Origin of the sequence: Nonomuraea deserti (genome assembly GCF_004348685.1) — a bacterium.
Classification (GTDB): domain Bacteria; phylum Actinomycetota; class Actinomycetes; order Streptosporangiales; family Streptosporangiaceae; genus Nonomuraea; species Nonomuraea deserti.
On record NZ_SMKO01000029.1, the window covers coordinates 19,430 to 41,184 of the forward strand.

Below are 21,755 nucleotides of genomic sequence, written 5' to 3' on the forward strand. Positions count from 1 at the left end.
GCCTGTACGGCAGGCGAGAACCCGGTCGCCTGCCGTACAGGGGCAGCGTTTATCGCGACAGCTGCGTCAGGTCGCGCGAGGCGCCCGTGGACGCGGACGTCGTCATCGCCGCGTAGGCCTGCAGCGCCACGGTGACCGGCCGGTCGCGGTCGCGCGGACGGAAGCGGCCGAGCTCGGCCAGCAGCCGCTCGCGCCGGGCCGCCAGCTCGGCCTCGGTCACCCGCAGCTCCATCGACCGGTTGGGGATGTCGATGTCGATGAGGTCGCCGTCTTCGACCAGCGCGATCGTGCCGCCCTCGGCCGCCTCGGGCGAGGCGTGGCCGATCGACAGCCCCGAGGTGCCGCCGGAGAAGCGCCCGTCGGTGACGAGGGCGCAGGCCTTGCCCAGGCCCCTGCCCTTGAGGAAGGAGGTCGGGTAGAGCATCTCCTGCATGCCGGGCCCGCCCTTGGGGCCTTCGTAGCGGATGACCACCACGTCGCCCTCCTTGACGCGCCCGCCCAGGATGCCCTCGACGGCCTGCTCCTGCGACTCGAACACCACCGCGGGCCCGCTGAATCTCCAGATCGACTCGTCGACCCCTGCGGTCTTCACCACCGCGCCGTCACGCGAGATGTTGCCGTAGAGGACGGCCAGCCCGCCGTCGGCGGTGTAGGAGTGCTCCATGTCGCGGATGCACCCCTCCGCCCGGTCGAGGTCGAGGGAGTCCCAGCGGTTGTCCTGCGAGTAGGCCTTGACCGTGCGCACGTTGCCGGGCGCCGCGTGCCACAACTCCACGGCCTCCGGCAGGACCGACGGCGAGCGCACGTCCCAGCCGGCCAGCATGTCGGCGAGCGTGCCGCCGTTGACCGTGGACACGTCGCGGTGCAGCAGGCCGGCCCGGTCGAGCTCGCCCAGGATGGCCGGGATGCCGCCGGCGCGGTGCACGTCCTCGACGTGGAACTTGCTGGTGGCAGGGGCGACCTTGCACAGGCACGGCACCCGCAGAGACAGCTCGTTGATCTCCTTGAGCCCGAAGTCGACCTCGGCCTCGCGGGCCGCGGCCAGGATGTGCAGGATCGTGTTGGTCGAGCCGCCCATCGCCACGTCGAGCGTCATCGCGTTCTCGAACGCCTCGCGGGTCGCGATCGAGCGCGGCAGCACCGACTCGTCGTCCTCCTCGTAGTAGCGGCGGGTGATCTCCACCAGCTGCCGGCCGGCGTCCTCGAACAGCTTCTTGCGGAACTTGTGCGTGGCCAGGATCGTGCCGTTGCCGGGCAGCGCGAGGCCGATGGCCTCGGCCAGGCAGTTCATCGAGTTGGCGGTGAACATGCCCGAGCAGGAGCCGCACGTCGGGCAGGCGGCCTCCTCCATCTCCAGCAGGTCGGCGTCGGAGACGGACTCGTCGGCGGCGGCGATCATCGGGTCGATCAGGTCGAGCTTCCTGCCCGGTGCCTTGCCGGCCTCCATGGGGCCGCCGGAGACGAAGATCGTCGGGATGTTCAGCCGGAACGCCGCCAGCAGCATGCCCGGCGTGATCTTGTCACAGTTGGACACGCAGATCAGCGCGTCGGCGCAGTGGGCGTTGACCATGTATTCGACGGCGTCGGCGATCAGCTCGCGCGAGGGCAGGGAGTAGAGCATGCCGCCGTGGCCCATCGCGATGCCGTCGTCGACCGCGATCGTGTTGAACTCGCGGGGGATGGCGCCGGCTTCCCTGACGGCCGACGCGACCACGTCGCCGACCTCGCGCAGATGCACATGGCCGGGAACGAACTGCGTGAAGCTGTTGGCCACCGCGATGATGGGCTTGCCGAAATCGCCCCCGGCTACGCCGGTCGCCCGGAGCAGGGCCCGGGCACCGACCATGTTCCTGCCGTGGGTGACTGTACGTGACCTGAGGGCCGGCATTGTGCTTCTCCCATCGCTAGCAAGTCTTCACATGTTACGGCCACCCGCCCGGCAACTGAGACGCCTGTCCATGCATCGGACTGCTGTCGGCCCGCCCGCACCACGACGAGGGACGGGCGGACCGCACGAGGAGGCCGCTCCGAGGGGCGTTCAGCCTGCGGCGATGGGAGAGAAGCCGGCGGTCGAACGCCCAGCCACCAGGTGGCTCAGTCTTCGCCGTAGCGGGCCGGGAGCACCTGGGCGGCGATGTCGTAGATCCGGTCGATCTCGCCCTCGGTCAGCGCCCGTTCCCGCTTGGTGATCCACTTGCGGGCGCGGTCGCCCTGGTAGACGTCCACGCCGCGGATCGTCATGATCTTCCACGGCACCTGCGGCCCGTAGATGGCGAGGGAGGGCACGACCGAGACCTCGCGGCCGAACGACTTGCTGATCAGCTCGCTCGCCTGCGACGCCTCCCACTTGGCCTCGTTGATGCGGGGCTTCATGTCGAACGGCCCGTGGAAGAGCTTCTTGCCCATCTGAACGCGCACGGGCAGCCGCTTGTCCCACTTCTCGGAGTCGACCGCGTACACGCCCGTCGGGCCCACCACCAGGTGGTCGATCTGGGCCTCGCTGTCCGGGATCGCCCTGGCGTGCAGCGTGCGGTAGCCGTTGCGCTCGAGCTTGCGCAGTTGCGCCTCGGTGCGGCGCTCGGCCACGGACGTGCGCCGCCACGCGGGCACGGAGGAGTTGGAGCGCGCCCGATAGATCGCCTCCGCGATGGCCGCGAGCACGCCCGCGGTCACACCGGCCCGCCAGTCGCCCACGAGGAAGCCCACGACGAGGCCGACGACCACCGCCAGGATCGCGCGGTTGCGCAGGCGGCGGACCCGCGGCTGCTGCAGCAGGCTGCGCATGGACACGCGCTTGACCGGCGCGTACGTGGAGGTGGGCGCCGAAGGCTTCGCGGCGGCGGTCTGCTCGCTTTCTGGCTTGTCGCTCACCCAGATGGGTGACGCGTTGTGACCGTCTTCTCGCTGGATGTCGGAGTCCACGTAACTCACCGTAGCCCGGGGGTTCGATCGATTCCTAGTGTTGCCGTGTCCATAGTTTTATGGCCCAGCTCATCGTGTTCCACGCGTGTTTTCCGGGTATGTCTTAAGTTCTTCTCTAGAGATGCCCACGGGCTCGGAGCACCGTCGGACCCGGCCATCCGCCCGCAGGAGTGCCGGCCCTCGCGAAAGATCCTAACGTGGCGCGGGGGTGCGCCGATCATGTCCGGCTCGGCCGGCGCGGGTTCGTCCCGCCGCCGTCCCGCCGCCGTCCCGCCGCCGCGCCACCCAGCGTCATCCAGCGCCATCCATGTGCCAGACACCCCGCGCCGGGGTCTGGCCGGACCCGCCGGAGCGGTTTACGGTCAGGGTGTGAACAGCGCGGCGGAGATTCTGCTCTTGCTCATCGGGGTGTCCATGGGGCTGTTCGTGCTGATCAGCCTGCTGGTCATGGTGCCGGGCCGGGCGCCGCGGCGCCGGGGAGCGTGGCCGGTGTGGATCGGCGGGCCGTCCAGGAGCGAGCGCGGGGTGAGCACGTCCGCGCTGGTGCTGGCCGACCGGGTCGCGCACTGGACGGACGTTCCCGAGCACGACTGGGTGGCCGCCGCCGAGACGGCAGAGCCCGGCAGGCGCGTCGGCGGCGCGTCCGCGGGGTGGTGAGGTGACGATGCGCGGACTGACCGCCGCACAGGCCGACGACATCAGGAAGGCCGTGCAGGCCGCGGAACGGCGAAGCGGCCTGCGGTTCGGATTGTTCATCGGCGAGCCGGAGGGCTCCCGGCGGCACTTCGCCGAACGCCTGCACGCCGCCCTGGGCGACGAGGCCGCCGACGCCGTGGTGATCTTCGTGGATCCCGTGGGGCGGGCGCTGGAGATCGTCACCGGCGACGCCGCCCGGCTCCGGCTGCCCGACAGCGCCTGCCGGCTGACAGCGATGTCGATGGCCACCTCGTTCAGCGTGGGCGACCTGGTGGGCGGCCTGTTGTACGGCATCGCCGCACTCGCGGAGCAGGCCGCGGCCCACCGCTGACCCCCGGCAGGGGCGTCAGTCGTGTTCGAGGAGGCTGACGATGTGCCGGCTGACCCCGTCGAGCAGGGTCGCCGGCTCGATCGGGGCGTCGGCGACGGCCGAGAACAGCGCGGGCAGCCCCGGCAGGGGGAACCCGTCGTCCTTCAGCGCCGCAGACCCGATGGCGTTCTTGTCGAGCCCGGCCCGGCTGCGCTCCCACGCATCGAGCACCTCCTCCGGCGACGGCACCCCGAACCCGTGCCCGACCGGGGCCGCGTGGCGCAGCCGGACGAGCGGGGTCTCGGCGAAGGCCAGGGCCGTGCGGGCGCGCAGCTGGAGGTCGGCCCGCGGCTCCGGCTCGATCCAGTCCATGGCCGTGCACGGGTTGCGGCAGGTCGCGACGCACACGGCGAGCGCGCCGGCGACCTGGCTGTGCTGGCGGTCGAAGTAGGCCCGCCAGCCCTCGGCCGGCTCGGCCGACACCCGCAGCGTCCGGTTGGTGGCCGACTGCTCGGACTTCGTGTGGTCGCACTCCCGGTCGCCGATCACGCCGAACCTGCTGCCCGCCACGCTCAGCGCCTCGGGCCAGCGCGCGGGGTCGCCCGCGTGGCCGAGCTGCGGCTCGAAGGCCAGCAGCGGCAGGTATTCGCTGGCGATGTGCACCGCGGCGATCATCGGGCTCAGCTCGCGCCGGTGCCACCGTACCGAGATCACCTCGAGCAGCAGCTCGTACGCGGGCCGCAGGGACTCGAGCGCCCCGCGCGGCTGCTCGCGCGGCGTCTGCGGCATGTGACACGCTCGCGCGCGCCGCCGCAGGTCGGCGGGCACCACCCGGGCCTCGGCCGCGAAGTCCTCGGCGTCGAGCGAGAGCAGCCGCTGGCCGAACTCGCACACCTCGGCGATGTCGGCGGCGGGGGCCAGCGCACCGAGGTCGGCGAAGGCATAACGGCGGGCAAGGGCGACGAAAAGGTCACGAGTCGAGTCCACGCGAAAGACTTTCTCACGTTCGGCGAGCCGTTAAGGACGCCGGCGCCGGGGGCCGGTCACGGGCACGGAGCCCGGATGCACTGGATCTCGCCCGGAGGCGGCGGCCGGGAGATCGTGGGCTCCGACGTCGGCTCCTCGGGCTCGTCAGTCGTGGGCTCCTCGGTCGGCTCGGGCTGAGGAGTGGTCGGCGAGACGGTCGGGGTCTCGGTCTCGGTGGCGGTGACCGTCGGGGTGGGCGTCGGCGCCGTCGTGCTGGAGCGGGTGGGCCTGGGGCTGGAGGTGCGCTTGGCCGGCGGCAGCGGCTGCTTCGTGGTGACCGAAGGCGACGGCGAGGTCACCGCGGCCGTGGCGGTGACGGTCGGCGGCTCCATCCGGCTCACCGTCGTGGGCGTCACCGGACGCAACCAGACGAATGCCGCCACCGCCGCGGACACCGCCACCGCCGCGGCGATGGTGACCACCGCCCGCAGCGAACTGCGGCGGCGCGGGACGGGCAGCGTGGTGGGAGAGGCCATCGCCTTGCGCGCGGCCTCGGCCATCAGCGCGGCCGTCGGCCAGCGCGCCTCGGGCGCCTTCTCCAGCGCCCGCTCCACCACCTGCCGCGGCCCCGCCGGCACGTCGGCGGGCAGGCGCGGGACGGGGGAGTTGAGGTGCTTGAAGATGATTTGTACGGGCGTATCGCCCTGGAACGGCAACTGTCCGGTCAGGCACTCGTACGCCACCACGCCCAGGGCGTAAACGTCGACCGAGGGGGTCACGTCGCTGCTGGTGGCCATCTCGGGGGCGCAGTAGCCGGCCGAGCAGAGCATGGTGCCCGTGGCCGTCAGATGCCCCGCGGAGACGGAGTGGGCGATGCCGAAGTCGGTGAGCGCCACGCTGCCGTCGGGCCTGATCATGAGGTTGGCCGGCTTGACGTCGCGGTGGACGATGCCCTGCGCGTGGGCGGCGGCCAGCGCGTCGCCCACCTCGGCGACCAGCCGCATGGTGGCCTCCGGGCCGAGCGCGCCGCGCCGCAGCACGTGGTCGAGCGACTCGCCCTCCACGTATTCCATGACCAGGAAGCTCACCTGGCGGCCGGCGACCTCGCTGACGCCGTAGTCGTAGACGTCGACCACGCCGGGATGCCGGAGCGTGGCCATGGCCCTGGCCTCGTTCTGGAAACGCTGGGTGAAGGAGGGGTTCTCGGTGAGCGCGGGCATGAGCACCTTGACCGCCACCGCGCGCCCGAGGACCGTGTCGTCGGCACGCCAGACCTCGCCCATGCCGCCGCCGCCGAGACGGCCGGTCAGCACGTAGCGATCGTTGAGCGTGGTCCCGGCGCCTAGCACGTACTTGAGGCTAACATCGCCGCTGCGCCGCCATGGCCAAGTCGGCGCAGCCCGCGGGCCCCCGCCGGGCTGGCGGGGGCCCGCGGCGGGCGCGTCAGGAGGCGGCGGCGTCCTTCTCCCGGTTGCGCAGGGCCCTGCTCACGCCGTCGGCACCCTCGAGGATCAGCCGGCGCAACGCCTGCGGCGGCTCCTCGTCGGCGAGGTAGTGCTCCGCGGCCTCGACGGTCGCCGGCTCGATGAGCAGCGCGGGGAAGCATCCCACGGCGAACGTGGACGCCTGGTCGAACGTCCACTCCTTGTAGATCCGCCCCACCTCGGCGAAGTACTTCTCGCGGTAGGGGGCCAGCAGCTCGGGGTGGCGCGGGTCCTGGAAGCCGCCGATGGTCGTACGGGCGATGTGATTGGCCAGCTCGCCGCCCACGATCCGGTCCCACGCGGCGGCCTTGGCCTCGGCGGTCGGGATCGCGGCCCGGCAGTGCGCCGCCGAGCGCTCACCCGTCGCCGTAGGGTCGAGCTCCAGCTCGGCGTCGATGTCCGCCTCGGTCAGGCGGCCGCAGGAGACCAGCGCGTACACCAGCGACCAGCGCAGGTCGGCGTCGACGGTCAGGCCCTCGGGCACGGACGAGCCGTCGAGGATGCCCTGCAGCAGGTCGAGGTCCTCGCCGGAGCCGGCCACGGGTGCGAACGCCTGGAGGAAGGCGAGCTGGTGGTCGGAGCCCGGCCCGGCGGAGGCGAGCAGCGCGCGCAGCCTGCCGGCCAGCAGCTCGAGACCCTCCTGCCGCCACGCCGGGTCGGCGTACTGCTGCACGGCCATGCGCGCCTGCCGCAGCACCGCCTGGAGGACGGTGATGTCGGAGACCGTCTCCGCGCCCGAGACGACCAGCTGGACGTAGTCGCGCGTGGACATCTCGCCGTCGCGGGTCATGTCCCATGCCGCGGACCAGCACAGGGCCCGCGGCAGCGACTCGGTGAACGCGGCGATGCCGCCGTCGACCAGCGTCTTCAAGGAGCGCTCGTCGAGGCGGACCTTGGCGTAGGTCAGGTCGTCGTCGTTGATCAGCACGAGGTCGGGCTGCTCCTCGCCGACGAGCTGGGCCACGTTCGTGCGGGCGCCCACCACGTCGAGCTCCACCCGCCTGGTCCGCGTCAGCTCGCCGCCCGCCAGGGAGTACAGGCCGATGGCGACCCGGTGGGAGCGCAGCGTCGGGTGCTCGGCAGGCGCCTCCTGCAGCACCTCGAAGCTCGTGAACCGGCCTCCTGACACCTCGAACGAGGGCCGCAGCGTGTTGACCCACGAGGTCTCCAGCCACTCCTTCGACCAGGACGACAGGTCACGGCCCGAGGTGCGCTCCAGCGCGTTGAGCAGGTCTTTCAGCTCGGTGTTGCCCCACGCGTGCTCGGCGAAGTAGTCGCGTACGCCGGCCAGGAAGTTGTCCAGGCCCACGTAGGCGACGAGCTGCTTGAGCACCGAGGCGCCCTTGGCGTAGGTGATGCCGTCGAAGTTGACCTCGACCGCCTGCATGTCGGGGATGTCGGCGGCGATCGGGTGGGTCGAGGGGAGCTGGTCCTGGCGGTAGGCCCAGGCTTTCTCCACGTTGGCGAAGGTCGTCCACGCGCCCTTGCCCCACCGCGTGGCCTCGGCCTGGGCGAGCACGGACATGTAGGTGGCGAACGACTCGTTCAGCCACAGGTCGTCCCACCACCGCATGGTGACGAGGTCGCCGAACCACATGTGCGCCATCTCGTGCAGGATCGTCTCGGCGCGCCGCTCGACGACCGCGTCGGTGACGCGGGAGCGGAAGACGTAGTCCTCCAGGAGCGTGACGCAGGCGGCGTTCTCCATGGCGCCGGCGTTGAACTCGGGCACGAAGAGCTGGTCGTACTTCCCGAAGGGATAGCGCACCCCGAAGACGCGGTGGAAGAAGTCGAAGCCCTGCCGGGTGACCTCCAGGATGTTGTCGGCGTCGAGGTGGCCGGCCAGCGAGGCCCGGCAGTAGACGCCCAGCGGGATGCCGTCGTGCTCGGAGGTCACCTTGTGGTACGGGCCGGCCACCAGCGCGGTGATGTAGGTGGAGATGACCGGTGTGGGCGCGAACTGCCAGCGCCGGGCGGCGGGCACCGTGCCGTGCTTGCCCGCCTGCTCGCGCAGCTCCTCCACGTTGGTGGCGGCGGCGTTGGAGATGACCTCCCAGCCGGCCGGGGCCAGCACGGTGAGCTGGAAGGTGGCCTTGAGGTCGGGCTGGTCGAAGCAGGCGTACATGCGGTGCGCGTCGGCCGTCTCGAACTGGCTGTGCAGGTAGACGTTCTTGTCGACGGGGTCGACGAAGCGGTGGAGCCCCTCGCCGGTGCGCATGTAGGAGCAGTCGGCGTCCACGCGCAGCTCGTTGGCCTCGGCGAGCGAGGGCAGCGGGAATCGCCCGTTGGCGGCGTCGTAGCCCGCCACGTCGAGCTCCTCGCCGTTGAGCACGACCTTGCGCACGCGGGCGCCGTGCAGATCGATGAAGGTGGACGCGCCCGGGCTGGTGCTGGCGAAGCGGACCGTCGTGACGCTCTCGAAGCGCTCGTCCCCCTCCGTCAGGTCGAGTGCGACCTCGTAAGACTCGACCTTCAGCAGCCGGGCGCGCTCACGAGCCTCGTCTCGGGTCAGGTTGCCTGCCAAGTTGCGCTCCTTTTCACCGCTTCGTAGAAGTTTGTCGGTATCCTGCCACGGCGGGAATAGGACCCGAACCACCTCAGGTTATGGCCCCACGTGACTGAAAAGATTCCCGTGGACCTGTGGTTCGACCCATCCTGCCCCTTCGCGTGGGTGACGTCACGATGGCTGATCGAGGTGGCGGAGGTTCGCCCCATCGAGCCGCGCTGGCGCATGATGTCGCTCCACATCCTCAATGAGGACAAAGACGTCTCCGACGACTACCGAGAGCGGGCCGCCCGGGCCATGGGGTCGGTCAGGGTGGTGGCGGCGGCCGCCGCGAAGCACGGCGAGCAGGCCATCGGCGAGCTCTACACCGCTCTGGGCACCCTGCTGCACAACGAGGGCAGGAGCAAGGAGCCCGAGCGGCTGCGCGAGACCGTCGAGACCGCGCTCGAGCGGGCCGGCCTCGACAAGAGCCTCGTCGAGGCCATGCACTCCGAGGAGTGGGACTCCACCATCCGCGCCTCCCACGACGAGGGCATCACGCTCGTCGGCCAGGAGGTCGGCACGCCCATCATCCGCCTCGGCGCCAACGCCTTCTTCGGGCCCGTGATCACCCGCATCCTCCGAGGTGAGGACGCGGGCAAGCTCTGGGACGGCGTGCTGGCGGTCACCGCGTACGAGGACTTCTACGAGCTGAAGCGCACGCGCACCAAACGACCGCAATTCGACTGACGCATCCGTCTATGCCCTTTGAGTCGTCGTACGCTGGCGGTGGAATAAGGCCGTCGGCGGTGGAGAAGGCTCATCCCAGCCCGGGATGAGCCCTCGCATTGCCGTGTGAAGCGCTGTCAGGATGGTGCAATGCGTCAGCTCTATGTAGGCGGCTCCTGGACCGCGTCGATGTCGGACGAGTCCATCGAGGTCGTGAACCCGGCCACGGAAGAGATCATCGACCGCGTCCCCGCGGGCTCGCCCGGCGACGTCGAGGCGGCCGTGCGAGCGGCCAGGCAAGCCTTCCCCCGATGGTCGGACACCGCCGCCGCCGAACGCGGGAAACTGCTCGGCGACGCCGCCGAGCTGCTGAGACAGCGAGCTGACGAGATCGCCAAGACGATCGCCACCGACATGGGCGCGCCGCTCGGCTTCGCGCTCAAGGTGCAGACGCTCATGCCCGCGACCGTGTTGTCCTCCTACGCCCGGCTCGCCGAGAGCCATCCGCGCGAGTCGCGGGCCGGCAACTCGCTGGTGCTCAAGGAGCCGGTCGGGGTGGTGGCGGCGATCACGCCGTGGAACTATCCGCTGCACCAGATCATCTGCAAGGTGGGCCCCGCGCTGGCCGCCGGTTGCACCGTGGTGCTGAAGCCGAGCGAGGTGGCGCCGCTCGCGGCGTACGCGCTGGCGGAGATCTTCGACGAGGTCGGCCTGCCCGCGGGGGTGTTCAACCTGGTCAGCGGGCGTGGACCGGTGGTCGGGGAGGCCATGGCCGCCCACCCTGAGGTCGACATGGTGTCGTTCACCGGCTCGACCGGCGCGGGCCGGCGGGTGGCCTCGCTCGCGGCCGAGTCGGTCAAGCGGGTCGCGCTCGAGCTGGGCGGCAAGTCGGCAAATATCATCCTTCCCGATGCCGACCTGCCCCTGGCCGTCAAGGTGGGCGTGGCCAACTGCTTCGTCAACGCCGGCCAGACCTGCTCGGCGCTGACCCGCATGATCGTCCACCGCGACCAGTACGACGAGGCCGTGCGGCTGGCCGTCGAGACGGCGCGCGGCTACACCGTCGGCGACCCCTTCGACGAGTCGACCAGGATCGGCCCGCTGGTGTCGGCGACCCAGCGCGAGCGCGTCGTCCGCTACATCAACAGGGGGCAGGAGGAGGGCGCCAGACTGGTCGCCGGCGGCACCGAGCAGCCGCACGAACGGGGCTACTACGTCGAGCCGACCGTGTTCGCGGGCGTGGAGCCGGGCATGACGATCGAGCAGGAGGAGATCTTCGGCCCTGTGCTGTCGCTGATCCCGTACACGACCGAGGACATGGCCGTCGAGATCGCCAACGGCACGAAGTACGGCCTGGCCGGAGCCGTCTGGGCGGGCACCGAGGAACACGCCGTGTCGGTCGCCCGCAGGCTCCGCACGGGCCAGGTGGCCGTCAACGGCGGCCGGTTCAACCCGATGGCCCCCTTCGGCGGCTACAAGCAGTCGGGTGTGGGCCGGGAGCTCGGCGAGTACGGGCTCGAGGAGTTCCTGGAGATCAAGGCGCTGCAGCTGTAGCCGCCGGAGGTGGCGCGCCGGCGGGTCAGACGAACAGCCCGCCGGTGGCGTGCACGTTGTGGCCGGTGACCCAGCGCCCGTCGGGGCCCGCCAGGAAGGCGACCACGGCGGCGATGTCGTCGGGCCTGCCGAGACGCTGCAGCGCGGCGAACCTCTCCGCCTGCTCCAGCGCCTCCGGCGGGTTGGCGCCGCGCAGCATGTCGGTGTCGGTCGCGCCGGACGAGACGACGTTCACGGTGATGCCCCGCCCGCCCAGCTCGCGTGACGCCACCTTGGCGAACTGCTCGACCGCCCCCTTGCTGCCGCAATAGAGCATCAGCCCGGGCGCGGGCACCTGGGTGTTGAGCGTCGAGATCGTGATGATCCGCCCGCCGTCGCGCATGACCCGGCCCGCCCACTGCGTGGCCAGGAACACCGCCCGGGTGTTCACAGCGAAGACCCGCTCGTAGTCGTCGCCGGTGATGTCGGTCAGCGGCTTCTGCAGGCTCAGCGCGGCGTTGTTGACGAGGACGTCCAGTCCGGGCAGCCGCGCCTCCGCCTCGGCGAACAACCGCTCCAGATCGTCCTCGTCACCCAGATCGGCGCGTACGGCGTGCGCCCCCGTCTCCTTGGCCACCTGCCGCGCCGCCTCTTCCGAGTGCTCGTAGCAGAACACGACCTCCGCCCCGTCGCCGGTCAACCGCTCCACGACGGCCCGGCCGATGCCTCTGGAGCCTCCGGTGACCAGTGCGCCCTTTCCTGAAAGTACGCTCATGCGGCCAACCTACGCCCTGAGCATGATGTCGCGGGCTTCGTTCCTGGGGAGGCGGTCGACGTACAGCTTGCCGTCCAGATGCTCGGTCTCGTGCTGGAAGCAGCGCGCCAGCGATCCGCGCGCCTTGATGCGCACGGGGCGCTGCAGCCGGTCGACGCCCTCGACGGTCACGCCCGCGGACCGCGCGACGGGGGCGTAGATCGGCTGGCCCGTGCGGCGGTCGGGCACCGACAGGCAGCCTTCCTCGTCGAGCACCTCCTCCGGATCGTCGACGGCCAGCCGCGGATTGATCACGTGGCCCTTGCGCCCGCTGATGTCGTAGACGAACAACCTCCGTGACACGCCGATCTGGGGGCCCGCCAGGCCGACACCGTTGACCGCGTACATCGCCTGGAACATCTCGTCGATCAGCCGGCGCAGGTCGCGGTCGAAGTCGGTGACGGGATCGGCGGTCGTGCGCAGCACCGGATCGCCGATGATGCGGATCTCGCGCATACGATTTCTGCTTTCGTAAGGACTGGACTGCGGGACGGGTCCTTACTCTAGCAAGCGGGCCCGATCGGCGAGGCTGTGGAAGACTGGTCACGTGCGTGTCTACATCGGTGCCGACCATGCCGGCTATGAGCTGAAAAACCACCTCGTGTCCTGGCTCAAGGACCACGGTCACGACGTGATCGACTGCGGGCCCTTCGTCTACGACGCGGAGGACGACTATCCCGCGTTCGTCCTGCGCGCGGCCGAAGGCGTCGCGGGCGACCCCGGCAGCCTGGGGGTGGTCATCGGAGGCTCGGGCAACGGCGAGCAGATCGCCGCCAACAAGGTGCGCGGCATCCGCGCGGCACTGGCCTGGAGCGAGGAGACGGCCGCACTGGCCCGCGAGCACAACAACGCCAACGTCGTCAGCGTCGGCGCGCGCATGCACGCCGTCGACGACGCGACCAGATTCGTGGAGGTCTTCCTGACCACGTCGTTCTCCGGCAGCGAGCGCCACAGCAGGCGGATCGCGCAGCTCGACACCTACGAGACGATCGGCCAGCTGCCCTCCCTGCCCTAGCCCTTGCGCTTGGCGTCGCGCCTGGGCATCTCGTCGCGCAGAGGCCGCCGGTCGGCGGCCTCCTGCTGCTCCCTCGACGGTCTCGACACGTCGCGGGCACGCATGGCGACGGTCGCAGTGATCTGCAGGCTTTGCAGGGCCATGTCCCCGACCCTACGTCAGAACGTCAGCCCCGACCATGGCTTCGGGCTCCACGACATGGCGGTGGCCAGCGAACGCAGCGCACCAGGGGAGTGCTCCTGCACCAGCCCCGCCGCCAGTTGCTGCATGAGCAGGCCGTCACCGAGAAACGCCGAGCCGAGCGAGGTCACCGGCAGCGTCACGTCAGGCTGGTCCTCGACGGGCGTGCACTCCGCGCCCGCCTGGCCGGCGGTGAGCCGCCAGCGCCGGGCGTTCCACGGGCACACGTCGTCCTCGACCTCGATCACCACGTCGACCGGCGCGGAGTAGGACCGGGAGACGAGAGCGCCCTCCACCTCGACCAGGCGCACCCACAGCTCGTCGTTCCAGCTCGCGCGCACCTGCCGCGGGTCGGCCAGCAGCGTGAGCAGGGGGTCGTCCACCGGCCTGGGACGGGCGTCGACCCGGGAGACCAGATCGCGGTCGAGCACGCTGCGCCACAGCAGCGCGTAGGCCGCCGGGTCGGCCGCCTCCAACTCCTGCAGCTTCAGCTCTCCATCGGGGAGGCCGTTGGCGTCCCACGACGACTTGATCCGGAACAGGGCGTAACCGCGCACGCCGCCGTCGTCCTCGGCCAGCACCGAGCGCAGCGGGCCGGCCCCGCCCTGGTCGGCCTCCTCGTCGGCCAGCACGTTGTCCCAGAACCGCGCGTTGCGCTCGTAGCGCCCTGGACGCCGGGCCACGACGGAGGCGAACACCTTCTCCAGGTCGGCGCGTACGTCGGCGGGCCTGGCGACCCTGAGCCTGAGCGACGGGTCCGACGGAGCGTTGGCGACGAACGCCGAACCCTGCTTCCTGAGGTGGAACGACAGCTCGCTCGACGCCCTGCCGTAGCCGTACCTGCCGTAGATGGAAGCCTCGGAGGCGTAGAGAGCGGCGACGCTCTCCCCCCGCTCCCGGATGTCGGAGAGCTGCCTGCGCATCAGCGACGACAGAACGCCGCGGCGGCGATGGGAGGGCAGCACGCTGACGGCCGTCACGCCCGCGACCGGGAGCTGCCTGCCGGGAACCGTCATGGTGAGGCTGTAGATGGACGTGACGCCCGCGACAAGGTCTCCGTCGAAGGCCGCGAGCGTGCGGTCGAACTCCGTCTCGGCCTTGTAGCGCTCGTTCTGCGTGGGATTCGGCCGCCAGCCGAACGCCTCTTCGAGCACCAGCGCGAACGCCGGCCACTCGGACTCGTCAATCGGGCGGATCGGATACGTCATCTGTCCACGGTAGGAGCGGGCAAAGCGGGAGGGCCACCGAATATCCGTGCTTAATGATCAAGGCCTTGGTCAAGTGGGCTGCCCAAACACGGGTCAGACCGATACAGTCAGGCCCATCATGAGTTCCCGACCGGCGCCGCTGATCCCGCCACGGGTCCGTGCCGTCCTGGTGCGGGTGCCGGGGCTGGTGGCCGCCGTCCGGTTCATCCGGCGAGGGCCGCTGGCCCGCGACCGCAACCTGCTCATCACGCTGACCGTCCTCGCGCTCGTCATCGGGTTCCTCGCGGTCAAGGCCTCGACCGAATGGTTCTCGCCCTCCCTGCTCATCCTCGTCACCCTGATCGGCGGGCTCCAGCTTCGACTGCGCAGCCTGGTCAAGCTCCTCGTGGGCGTCGGCGTCGCGCTCGGCTACATCGCGATCGGGCTGGGCCCCGGCCGGATCGGCGTCGGGCTGACCGTGACGATCGTGTTCACCACGGTGCTCGCCGTGCTCATGGCCCGCACCAGGGGAAAGCTCGGCGTCCAGGGGCTGCGCGGCGACGCCATGCTGCTGGAGCTGCGCGACCGCCTCAGGAGCCAGGGCGAGCTGCCCCCGCTGCCCAAGGACTGGGGCGGCAAGGTGGTGCTCAAGCAGGCCGGCGGGTCGTCGTTCGGGGGAGACTTCCTGGTCTCCATGCGCGACGGCAACTCCGTCGAGATCGCCCTGGTCGACGTGTCCGGCAAGGGCGTCGACGCGGGCACCAGGGCGCTGCTGCTGTCCGGCACGTTCGGCGGGCTGCTCGGATCGGTCGACGACTTCCTGCCCGCGTGCAACACCTACCTGCACCGCCAGCGAGGCGACGAGGGGTTCGTGACCGCGGTGCACGTGCGGCTCGACCTCGACACGGGCGACTACACGATCACCTCGGCCGGGCATCCCCCGGTGGTGAAGTTCGACGCGGGCACGGGCAACTGGCAGGTGGCCACGGCCAAGGGCGTGGTGCTCGGCGTGGTGCCCGACCTGCACTGCGAGCCCGACAGCGGCACCCTGCGCAAGGGCGATGCGCTGTTGCTCTTCACCGACGGCCTCATCGAACAACCGGGGCGCGACATCGACGCCGGGCTCGACCGGCTGCTCGGCGAGGCGGAGCGGCTGCTGCCGTCCGGTTTCCGCGACGGCGCGCGGCCGCTGGTCAACGCCATGGCCTCCGGCCACAACGACGACTGCGCATTGGTGCTGATCTGGCGCCCCTGATGACGAACCACATGGTTCAGGTCGTGTTGGCAGTCACTGGCAGCGTGCTCGACGCTGCTGGGATCCTCTAGAGGTTCGGGCCCCGGCGGAGCGGCGCGGCTCCACCGGGTCCCGTCACAGCCAGCCCTGGTCGCTGGCGATGCGCACGGCGTCGAGGCGGTTGCGGGCCCCGGTCTTGCACATGATGCGCGACAGATGGTTGCGCACGGTGCCCACCGACAGGAAGAGCTGGTCGGCGATCTCGGTCGAGCGGGCCCCGCCGGCCGCGACGCGCAGCACGTCGAGCTCTCTCCTGGTGAGCGGATTCGTCTCACACTGGAGCGCGGCCGCGGCCAGCTCGGATTCGATGGCCCGGCGGCCCGCAGCCACCAGGCGCACCCCCTCGGCCAGCCGCTCCGGCGGCACACAGAGGCTCATGAACCCCAGTGCGCGCTCGGCCAGCGCCCTGCGCACCTGCCCTGGATGGGGATCGGCCGACAACATCAGCACCCTGCATCCCGGCGCCTGCTCGGAGAGCCCCGCCAGAACGGGGCTCCCCGGCAGGCCGGCGTCGACGACGGCCACGTCGGGGCAGCTCTCGATGGCCGCCCGCACCGCGTCGTCCGCGCATCCCGCCTGCGCCACGACCCGCAGATCGGGCTCGGCTCCAAGGATGGCCAGCAGGCCACGACGCACCAACGGCAGGTGCTCGGCGATCAGTATGCGGATCAAGGACTCCCCCTTCATCGTCTCTTAGGGTGATCGTTTGATCGCGTACTGTCAATGCGTTCCAAAAAGCGGGCAAGCCGTACCGCGCGGCAGATTCGACTACCCTTGGGTTGGCGGTTTTTTCGCCGGTCCTGCCGTCTGCCGTGGAGCGCGACTAGATGAACTGGCTCTATCTCGTGGGGATCATCCTTTTCCTCCTCGGGCTGATGTTCTCCATCGCGCTGCACGAGCTCGGTCACCTGGTGCCCGCCAAGATCTTCGGTGTGCGGGTGACCCAGTACATGGTGGGTTTCGGGTCGACGGCCTGGTCGCGGCGGAAGGGCGAGACCGAGTACGGCATCAAGTGGATCCCGCTCGGCGGCTACATCCGCATGATCGGCATGCTGCCTCCGCGGCCGGGTGACGACCCCTCCAAGGCCAGGAGCACCGCGACGGGCCCGTTCCAGGGGCTCATCGAGTCCGCCCGCGACGCCGCCCTGGAAGAGGTGCGGCCGGGCGACGAGGACCGCGTCTTCTACCGCAAGAAGTGGTGGCAGAAGGTCATCATCATGTCCGGCGGCCCGGCGATGAACTTCGTGCTGGCCTTCGTCTTCTTCAGCATCCTGCTGGTCGGCATCGGCCTGCCCACGTGGGCCCCGATCGTCTCGCCCGAGACCAACACGTGCGTGATCCCCGTCTCGGAGCAGCGCACCACGTGCAAGCCCACCGACAGGCCCACCCCCGCCGCCCAGGCCGGCCTGAAGTCCGGCGACCGGCTGGTCTCCCTCGACGGCAAGAAGATCGCCGACTGGGCCGCCGCCACCCACCTGATCCGCTCCCACGGGCCGGGTGCCGCGCGGCTCGGCATCGTCCGCGACGGCAAGCCGATGACGCTCAACGTCACGCTCATCGCCCAGGACCGCCCCAACCTCGAAGACCCGCAGAAGATCGACAGGAACGTCGGCTTCCTCGGCGTGCTGCCCACCGAGGTCATGCAGCAACAGAACCTCGGGCAGGTCATCGGCTACATGGGCGAGCTGACGGGCAGGGTGGCGGGCTCGCTGCTCAACCTGCCGGAGAAGATGGTCGGCGTCTGGCACGCGGCCTTCTCCGGCGAGGAGCGCGACCCCGAGGGCCCGGTCGGCGTCGTCGGCGCGGGCCGCATGGGCGGCGAGATCCTCGCCTCCGACCTGTCCAACGAGAAGAAGATCGCCATCTTCGTCAACCTGCTGGCCGGGTTCAACCTGGCGATCGGCATGTTCAACCTCATCCCGCTGCTGCCGCTCGACGGCGGGCACATCGCCGGTGGCCTGTGGGAGGGCCTCAAGCGGGCCTACGCCAAGATCATGCGCCGGCCCGAGCCCGGCTACGTGGACATCGCCAAGGTGCTGCCGCTGACCTACGCGATCGCGATCGTCATGATGATCATGGCGGGCCTGCTCATCTACGCCGACCTGGTCAACCCGCTGCGGCTGACGGGCTGACGGGTTGACCGGCGGGCTGTCTCAGCCCTGCGTGAGCTGACGGCCGGGCTGTCTCAGCTCTGCGTGAGCTGACGGCCGGGCTTTCTCAGCCCCGCGTGAACGGCGCCAAGGCGGGGCCGAAGGCCGCACCCAGGATGAGCCAGCCGAGGATGACGGCGAGCCAGATCATGGCGCGTCTGCCCGGCGGGGGGCCGCTGCGCAGCAGCGAGATTCCGAGGGGGATCAGCGCGACGCAGATCCCGCCCGCGGCGATGACCGACTGCGGGATCTGGGTGCCTTTGAGTGTCCCGAGCGCGAGCGCCGACATCAGGCCGAGCGCGACCGAGCGGCCCAGACCCAGCGCGCCGGAGCGGTAGGCGCCGACGGCCAGCACGATCCAGCCCAGCAAGGCCGGCCCCGACAACGTCCTGAACGGATGCCAGCGCGTGTCCCGCCATGCCAGGTAATAGTCGTCGATGCCGTTGATCATCGACGACAGGCCCAGGCTGTCGGTCAGGTGGAAGGCCAGGTGGTCGGTGCCGTACTGGAAGGTCCGGGTGAACAGGCCGGCGATCACCAGGCAGCCGCCCCACAACCCCCACAGCGGTGCGGTGGCGGCGATCCTCTGCGCCAGCGTCATGATCGCAGGACACAGCAGGATGATCCCGCAGGCGAAGCAGGCATAGGCGGCGGTGACCAGGGTGGGGTGCCTGGTGTAGGCGGCGAGCTGATCAGGGAAGAAGAAGTGGAACGGGGAGCGTAGGAGAATCCCGGTCATGAGCAGGGCAGGGCCGCTGATCAGCGCGACGGCGCTCACCCATCGTCCGGGGAACGGCGGTTGCCGGCTCAGGTTGGCCGTGGCGTTGACGGCCCGTCGCTCCGCGCCGGCCCGTCGCCATCGCGTGATCCGCCGGCGAAGCTCAACATGCATGCGTTCCTGCCCGTCGTTGTCGGTGTCGGCGCGGCTCTGTGTGCCGGGCCCAGCAGCATGGTGATGGGCGGCGCGGCGGGAGCGCGTCCGGCTGGGGTCGCATCTTGGTGCGGCATGCACGAGGCCGGTACGACCCCGGACAGACGCGGTTGTCCTACCGTGGGCAGATGCCGGATGACGTGGTGAGGCGATAACTTCTCGTCATGAACTGGGCTCGGCGGCTCGGCCGGAGTGGTCCTGCCGACGCGGTGGTGGCGGTCATCGTGACGCTGCTCGTCGGCTACACCCTGGTCGATCCGCCGGGGCCGTCGCCGTCATGGCCCGCCTGGTCGGCCTGGCCGGTCGCGGCGGTCGTGAGCTTTCCCGTCGCGTTCCGGCGGCGCCGGCCGCCGGCCATGCTCGCTCTCGCATGCGCCGGGGGTGCGGCGGCGATCGTGGCCGGCGCCGCCGCGGCGGGCGCGCTCTCGGTGTCTTTCCTGCCGACCGTGCTCGTTCTGTACCTCGTGGCCTCCACCGCCTCGATCGCCTGGTCGCTGGCAGGCCTGGCGGCCTGCCTGTCCGTCGCGGCGATCACGGTCCTGATCTTCTACGCCCAGGTGTTTCCCGGCCTCTCGCCCGCGGGCACGCCCAGCGAGCTGCCTCCCTACTGGCCAATCGAGATCGGCATGATCGGCGTGCTGCTGGCGGCCGCCTGGACGCTCGGCACGGCCGTGCGCTGGAAGCGGGACACGACCACCCGCCTCGTCCGCCACCTCGCCGAGGCCGCGGTGGGCGACGAGCGCAGGCGCATCGCCAGGGAGCTGCACGACATCATCGGCCACAGCATGAGCCTGATCGCGGTCAAGGCCACCGTCGCCAACCACGTCGCCGACGCCCGCCCGCAGGAGGTCCGTGCCGCGCTGTCCGTCATCGAGCAGACCAGCCGGAGCACGCTCACCGAGATCCACCGCGTGCTCGACCTCCTGCGCTCCGACGCCGATCCCCAGCAGGCCGGCCTGCTTGTTCCCGGCATGGCGGACCTGCCCGAGCTGGCGGCACACGCCCGTTCCGCCGGGGTCGAGGTGGCTCTGTCCGTCCGCGAGGAGGCCGCGCTCCCTCCCGCGGTCGCGGTGTCGGTCTACCGGATCGTGCAACAGGCCCTGACCAACGTCGTCACCCACGCGGGGCCGACGCGCTGCTCGGTCACCGTGGACGTCGACGGGCGCGAAGCCGTGATCGAGGTCGTCGACGACGGCCCCCGCCACGGCCGGCCGTCGCGACCGGGCCACGGCGGACACGGCCTCATCGGCATGCGGGAACGGGCGAAGGCGTACGGAGGCACGTTCAGCGCGGGATCGCGGCCTGAAGGGGGCTTCCGCGTGGCGGCCCGGCTGCCCTACGACCCGAACGGCGACCCGGCATGAGCATCGACGCCGCCCCGCACAGTCAGTCCGCGCCCATCCGGGTGCTGCTCGCCGAGGACCAGGTCCTCGTACGCGACAGCTTCAAGGTCCTCATCGACACCACGCCGGGGCTGGCCACCGTGGGGGAGGCGGGCACCGGCGCCGAAGCCGTGCACCTGGCCCGCCGGCATCGTCCGGACGTCGTCCTCATGGACGTGCGCATGCCGGACATGGACGGCATCGAGGCGACCAGGCGGATCTGTGCCGACCCGGCCATTCCCGGCACGCGCGTGCTGATGCTCACCACGTTCGACCAGGACGACTACGTCTACGCGTCGCTCCGGGCCGGCGCGAGCGGTTTCCTCCTCAAGCACGCCACGGCGACCGAGCTGCTGGCCGCCATCCGGGTCGTCGCCGCCGGCGAGGCGCTGCTGGCGCCCACCGTGACCCGCCGGCTCATCGCCGACGTCGTGCGACGCTCCCATCCTGCCCCGGCCACGCGCGACCTCGGCCACATCACCCAGCGCGAGCGCGAGGTGCTCACCCTCGTCGGCACGGGCTTGTCCAACTCCGAGATCGCCGAGCACCTGCACCTCACCGTCGGCACGGTCAAGACCCACATCGGCCGGCTCCTGGCGAAACTGCAAGCCCGCGACCGGGCCCAGCTCGTCATCGCCGCCTATGACGGCGGGCTCGTCAACCCGTCGTCGCGCTGATCGCCGAACCGGTGGCCCGCCGCCGAGTGATCCCCCGGCCCTCAGTTCATCGAGATGTGCACGTGGTCGTAGTGGTTCTCGGTGATGCTGCCGCGGTCGGACATCGAGCTCCAGCCCGAGCCGTGGTTGATGCGCTGCTTCCAGATCACGTACTTGACGCCCAGCTTGCTCTGGTTCTTGATGGCCCACTCCGCGATGCGGTCGCCCAGGGCGACGTTGGCGGCGGAGGGCATCGAGCCGCCCGTGCTCATCATGAAGTCGCAGGCCCGGCCCAGGGGGTGCTCGCCGCTCGAGCCCGAGCGGAAGCAGCCGACGGTGAAGGGCAGCGCGAAGTTCTTGCCGATCTGCTCCTTCATCAGCCGCGTGCGCGGGGTGATGTTGTCGGAGCCGGACGGCAGTTCGGGCGCCCAGCCGCCGTCGGCCCTGCGGTTGGTGCCGAACGGCACCAGGTCCTGGAGCTTCTTCTGGATGTCGTCGATGACGTCTTCGGCCTCGTCGCGCCGGCCGGCCACCTCGGCCGCGTCCTTGCGGATCTTGTCGGCGAGCTCGTCGGCCTCCACCGCGGCCTTCTTCTTCTCGTCGCGCGCCTTGATCACGCCCTGCACGAACGCCTGCTGCTCGGCGGTGACCTGGTTGAGCACCGCGGCGCCGCCGCTGTTCTCGGGCAGCATGAAGGCGGGCACGGCAGGGTTGCCGTTCTGGTAGCGCAGACGTGCTATCTCGGCGACGCGCTTCTCGGCCGTCGTCAGCGCCTCCTCGGCGGTGGCCAGCCGGGCCTTGGCCGCCTTGGCGGACTCCTGCGCCTTGGCCAGCTCGACGCGCTTGAGGTTGTACGCCTCGATCAGCTTGTCGACCTTGTTGTTGAGCTGCTTGAGCTGCGCGCGCAGCTCCGACTCCTTGGGTTTGGGGGCCGCGGACGCCGGGGTCGCCGAGACGACGACGGCGGCGGCGGTGATGAGACCGATGGCAAGACTCGCGGGGGACGAAGCCGCCACGTAGG

General features: G+C 70.7%; 21 protein-coding genes. 9 read left to right on the top strand and 12 right to left on the bottom strand.

Going from position 1 to position 21,755, the window contains the following annotated elements; translation table 11 throughout:
* Positions 1-49: 49 nt before the first annotated feature.
* On the bottom strand, positions 50-1,888 hold the full coding sequence (gene ilvD / locus E1292_RS14165) for a dihydroxy-acid dehydratase (RefSeq protein ID WP_132595600.1): 1,839 nt from the start codon (positions 1,886-1,888) through the stop codon (positions 50-52).
* A 206-nt stretch (positions 1,889-2,094) separates the two neighbouring features.
* Positions 2,095-2,922 (bottom strand): nuclease-related domain-containing protein, encoded by an 828-nt coding sequence (locus E1292_RS14170; RefSeq protein WP_132595601.1) that lies wholly within the window; start codon positions 2,920-2,922, stop codon positions 2,095-2,097.
* Positions 2,923-3,291: 369 nt separating this feature from the next.
* Here E1292_RS14170 and E1292_RS14175 point away from each other — a divergent pair, with 369 nt between their 5' ends.
* Together E1292_RS14175 and E1292_RS14180 are read left to right on the top strand one after the other, a co-directional pair.
* On the top strand, positions 3,292-3,579 hold the full coding sequence (locus E1292_RS14175; protein ID WP_132595602.1) for a hypothetical protein: 288 nt from the start codon (positions 3,292-3,294) through the stop codon (positions 3,577-3,579).
* Positions 3,580-3,586: 7 nt separating this feature from the next.
* Positions 3,587-3,949 (top strand): DUF5130 family protein, encoded by a 363-nt coding sequence (locus E1292_RS14180; protein ID WP_132595640.1) that lies wholly within the window; start codon positions 3,587-3,589, stop codon positions 3,947-3,949.
* Positions 3,950-3,964: 15 nt separating this feature from the next.
* On the opposite strand, the gene E1292_RS14185 is transcribed toward E1292_RS14180, so the two are convergent.
* The 3 genes from E1292_RS14185 to pepN all read right to left on the bottom strand — a co-directional run bounded on the left by E1292_RS14185 (position 3,965) and on the right by pepN (position 8,902).
* Positions 3,965-4,915: a hypothetical protein gene (locus tag E1292_RS14185; RefSeq protein WP_132595603.1), complete on the bottom strand. Its 951-nt coding sequence runs from the start codon at positions 4,913-4,915 to the stop codon at positions 3,965-3,967.
* Positions 4,916-4,971: 56 nt separating this feature from the next.
* Positions 4,972-6,243, bottom strand: a complete 1,272-nt coding sequence (locus tag E1292_RS14190) for a serine/threonine-protein kinase (RefSeq protein WP_132595604.1) — start codon at positions 6,241-6,243, stop codon at positions 4,972-4,974.
* Positions 6,244-6,337: 94 nt separating this feature from the next.
* Entirely contained in the window at positions 6,338-8,902 is a 2,565-nt protein-coding gene (gene pepN / locus E1292_RS14195; RefSeq protein ID WP_132595605.1) for an aminopeptidase N, read from the bottom strand.
* A gap of 90 nt (positions 8,903-8,992) precedes the next feature.
* Here pepN and E1292_RS14200 point away from each other — a divergent pair, with 90 nt between their 5' ends.
* Both E1292_RS14200 and E1292_RS14205 read left to right on the top strand, forming a co-directional pair.
* Entirely contained in the window at positions 8,993-9,613 is a 621-nt protein-coding gene (locus E1292_RS14200) for a mycothiol-dependent nitroreductase Rv2466c family protein (protein WP_132595606.1), read from the top strand.
* Between the two features lie 129 nt (positions 9,614-9,742).
* Positions 9,743-11,146, top strand: a complete 1,404-nt coding sequence (locus tag E1292_RS14205) for an aldehyde dehydrogenase family protein (protein ID WP_132595607.1) — start codon at positions 9,743-9,745, stop codon at positions 11,144-11,146.
* A gap of 25 nt (positions 11,147-11,171) precedes the next feature.
* Here E1292_RS14205 and E1292_RS14210 read toward each other — a convergent pair whose 3' ends face one another.
* Together E1292_RS14210 and def are read right to left on the bottom strand one after the other, a co-directional pair.
* Positions 11,172-11,900 carry an SDR family oxidoreductase gene (locus E1292_RS14210; protein WP_132595608.1) on the bottom strand — a complete coding sequence of 243 codons (729 nt, stop codon included), beginning with the start codon at positions 11,898-11,900 and terminating at the stop codon, positions 11,172-11,174.
* Between the two features lie 9 nt (positions 11,901-11,909).
* A complete protein-coding gene (gene def, locus E1292_RS14215) occupies positions 11,910-12,395 on the bottom strand; it encodes a peptide deformylase (protein WP_132595609.1) in 486 nt (161 codons plus the stop codon).
* 91 nt (positions 12,396-12,486) lie between these two features.
* Here def and E1292_RS14220 point away from each other — a divergent pair, with 91 nt between their 5' ends.
* A complete protein-coding gene (locus E1292_RS14220) occupies positions 12,487-12,954 on the top strand; it encodes a ribose-5-phosphate isomerase (protein WP_132595610.1) in 468 nt (155 codons plus the stop codon).
* Here the strand turns inward: E1292_RS14220 and E1292_RS51065 are convergent.
* Together E1292_RS51065 and E1292_RS14225 are read right to left on the bottom strand one after the other, a co-directional pair.
* Positions 12,951-13,097 carry a hypothetical protein gene (locus E1292_RS51065; protein ID WP_165974529.1) on the bottom strand — a complete coding sequence of 49 codons (147 nt, stop codon included), beginning with the start codon at positions 13,095-13,097 and terminating at the stop codon, positions 12,951-12,953. The two genes, E1292_RS14220 and E1292_RS51065, sit on opposite strands and share 4 nt — an antisense overlap.
* 15 nt (positions 13,098-13,112) lie before the next feature.
* Positions 13,113-14,342 carry a GNAT family N-acetyltransferase gene (locus E1292_RS14225; RefSeq protein ID WP_132595611.1) on the bottom strand — a complete coding sequence of 410 codons (1,230 nt, stop codon included), beginning with the start codon at positions 14,340-14,342 and terminating at the stop codon, positions 13,113-13,115.
* Positions 14,343-14,460: 118 nt separating this feature from the next.
* Between E1292_RS14225 and E1292_RS14230 the strand changes: the two genes are divergently transcribed.
* The gene (locus tag E1292_RS14230; protein WP_132595612.1) at positions 14,461-15,576 is read left to right on the top strand and encodes a PP2C family protein-serine/threonine phosphatase; all 1,116 of its coding nucleotides are present in this window, start codon (positions 14,461-14,463) and stop codon (positions 15,574-15,576) included.
* A gap of 114 nt (positions 15,577-15,690) precedes the next feature.
* Here E1292_RS14230 and E1292_RS14235 read toward each other — a convergent pair whose 3' ends face one another.
* Complete coding sequence (locus E1292_RS14235) at positions 15,691-16,287, bottom strand: response regulator transcription factor (RefSeq protein ID WP_132595613.1); 597 nt, start codon at positions 16,285-16,287, stop codon at positions 15,691-15,693.
* 155 nt (positions 16,288-16,442) lie between these two features.
* Here E1292_RS14235 and E1292_RS14240 point away from each other — a divergent pair, with 155 nt between their 5' ends.
* Positions 16,443-17,747, top strand: coding sequence for a M50 family metallopeptidase (locus E1292_RS14240; protein WP_132595614.1), 1,305 nt, complete (start codon positions 16,443-16,445; stop codon positions 17,745-17,747).
* Positions 17,748-17,832: 85 nt separating this feature from the next.
* Here E1292_RS14240 and E1292_RS14245 read toward each other — a convergent pair whose 3' ends face one another.
* Entirely contained in the window at positions 17,833-18,657 is an 825-nt protein-coding gene (locus E1292_RS14245) for a hypothetical protein (protein WP_220446818.1), read from the bottom strand.
* Positions 18,658-18,860: 203 nt separating this feature from the next.
* Here E1292_RS14245 and E1292_RS14250 point away from each other — a divergent pair, with 203 nt between their 5' ends.
* Together E1292_RS14250 and E1292_RS14255 are read left to right on the top strand one after the other, a co-directional pair.
* The gene (locus E1292_RS14250; RefSeq protein ID WP_132595615.1) at positions 18,861-20,060 is read left to right on the top strand and encodes a sensor histidine kinase; all 1,200 of its coding nucleotides are present in this window, start codon (positions 18,861-18,863) and stop codon (positions 20,058-20,060) included.
* Complete coding sequence (locus tag E1292_RS14255; protein WP_132595616.1) at positions 20,057-20,755, top strand: response regulator; 699 nt, start codon at positions 20,057-20,059, stop codon at positions 20,753-20,755. Before E1292_RS14250 ends, E1292_RS14255 begins: the two co-directional genes overlap by 4 nt.
* A 41-nt stretch (positions 20,756-20,796) precedes the next feature.
* Here E1292_RS14255 and E1292_RS14260 read toward each other — a convergent pair whose 3' ends face one another.
* Positions 20,797-21,750, bottom strand: a complete 954-nt coding sequence (locus tag E1292_RS14260) for a coiled-coil domain-containing protein (protein WP_132595617.1) — start codon at positions 21,748-21,750, stop codon at positions 20,797-20,799.
* Positions 21,751-21,755: the final 5 nt, after the last annotated feature.

Bases quoted from the DNA above. Each gene is read 5' to 3' on its own strand.
- ilvD (WP_132595600.1), bottom strand. From the start codon at position 1,888: ATGCCGGCCCTCAGGTCACGTACAGTCACCCACGGCAGGAACATGGTC.
- E1292_RS14180 (WP_132595640.1), top strand. From the start codon at position 3,587: ATGCGCGGACTGACCGCCGCACAGGCCGACGACATCAGGAAGGCCGTG.
- E1292_RS14205 (WP_132595607.1), top strand. From the start codon at position 9,743: ATGCGTCAGCTCTATGTAGGCGGCTCCTGGACCGCGTCGATGTCGGAC.
- E1292_RS14210 (WP_132595608.1), bottom strand. From the start codon at position 11,900: ATGAGCGTACTTTCAGGAAAGGGCGCACTGGTCACCGGAGGCTCCAGA.
- def (WP_132595609.1), bottom strand. From the start codon at position 12,395: ATGCGCGAGATCCGCATCATCGGCGATCCGGTGCTGCGCACGACCGCC.
- E1292_RS51065 (WP_165974529.1), bottom strand. From the start codon at position 13,097: ATGGCCCTGCAAAGCCTGCAGATCACTGCGACCGTCGCCATGCGTGCC.
- E1292_RS14225 (WP_132595611.1), bottom strand. From the start codon at position 14,342: ATGACGTATCCGATCCGCCCGATTGACGAGTCCGAGTGGCCGGCGTTC.
- E1292_RS14230 (WP_132595612.1), top strand. From the start codon at position 14,461: ATGAGTTCCCGACCGGCGCCGCTGATCCCGCCACGGGTCCGTGCCGTC.
- E1292_RS14240 (WP_132595614.1), top strand. From the start codon at position 16,443: ATGAACTGGCTCTATCTCGTGGGGATCATCCTTTTCCTCCTCGGGCTG.
- E1292_RS14245 (WP_220446818.1), bottom strand. From the start codon at position 18,657: ATGCATGTTGAGCTTCGCCGGCGGATCACGCGATGGCGACGGGCCGGC.
- E1292_RS14250 (WP_132595615.1), top strand. From the start codon at position 18,861: ATGAACTGGGCTCGGCGGCTCGGCCGGAGTGGTCCTGCCGACGCGGTG.
- E1292_RS14255 (WP_132595616.1), top strand. From the start codon at position 20,057: ATGAGCATCGACGCCGCCCCGCACAGTCAGTCCGCGCCCATCCGGGTG.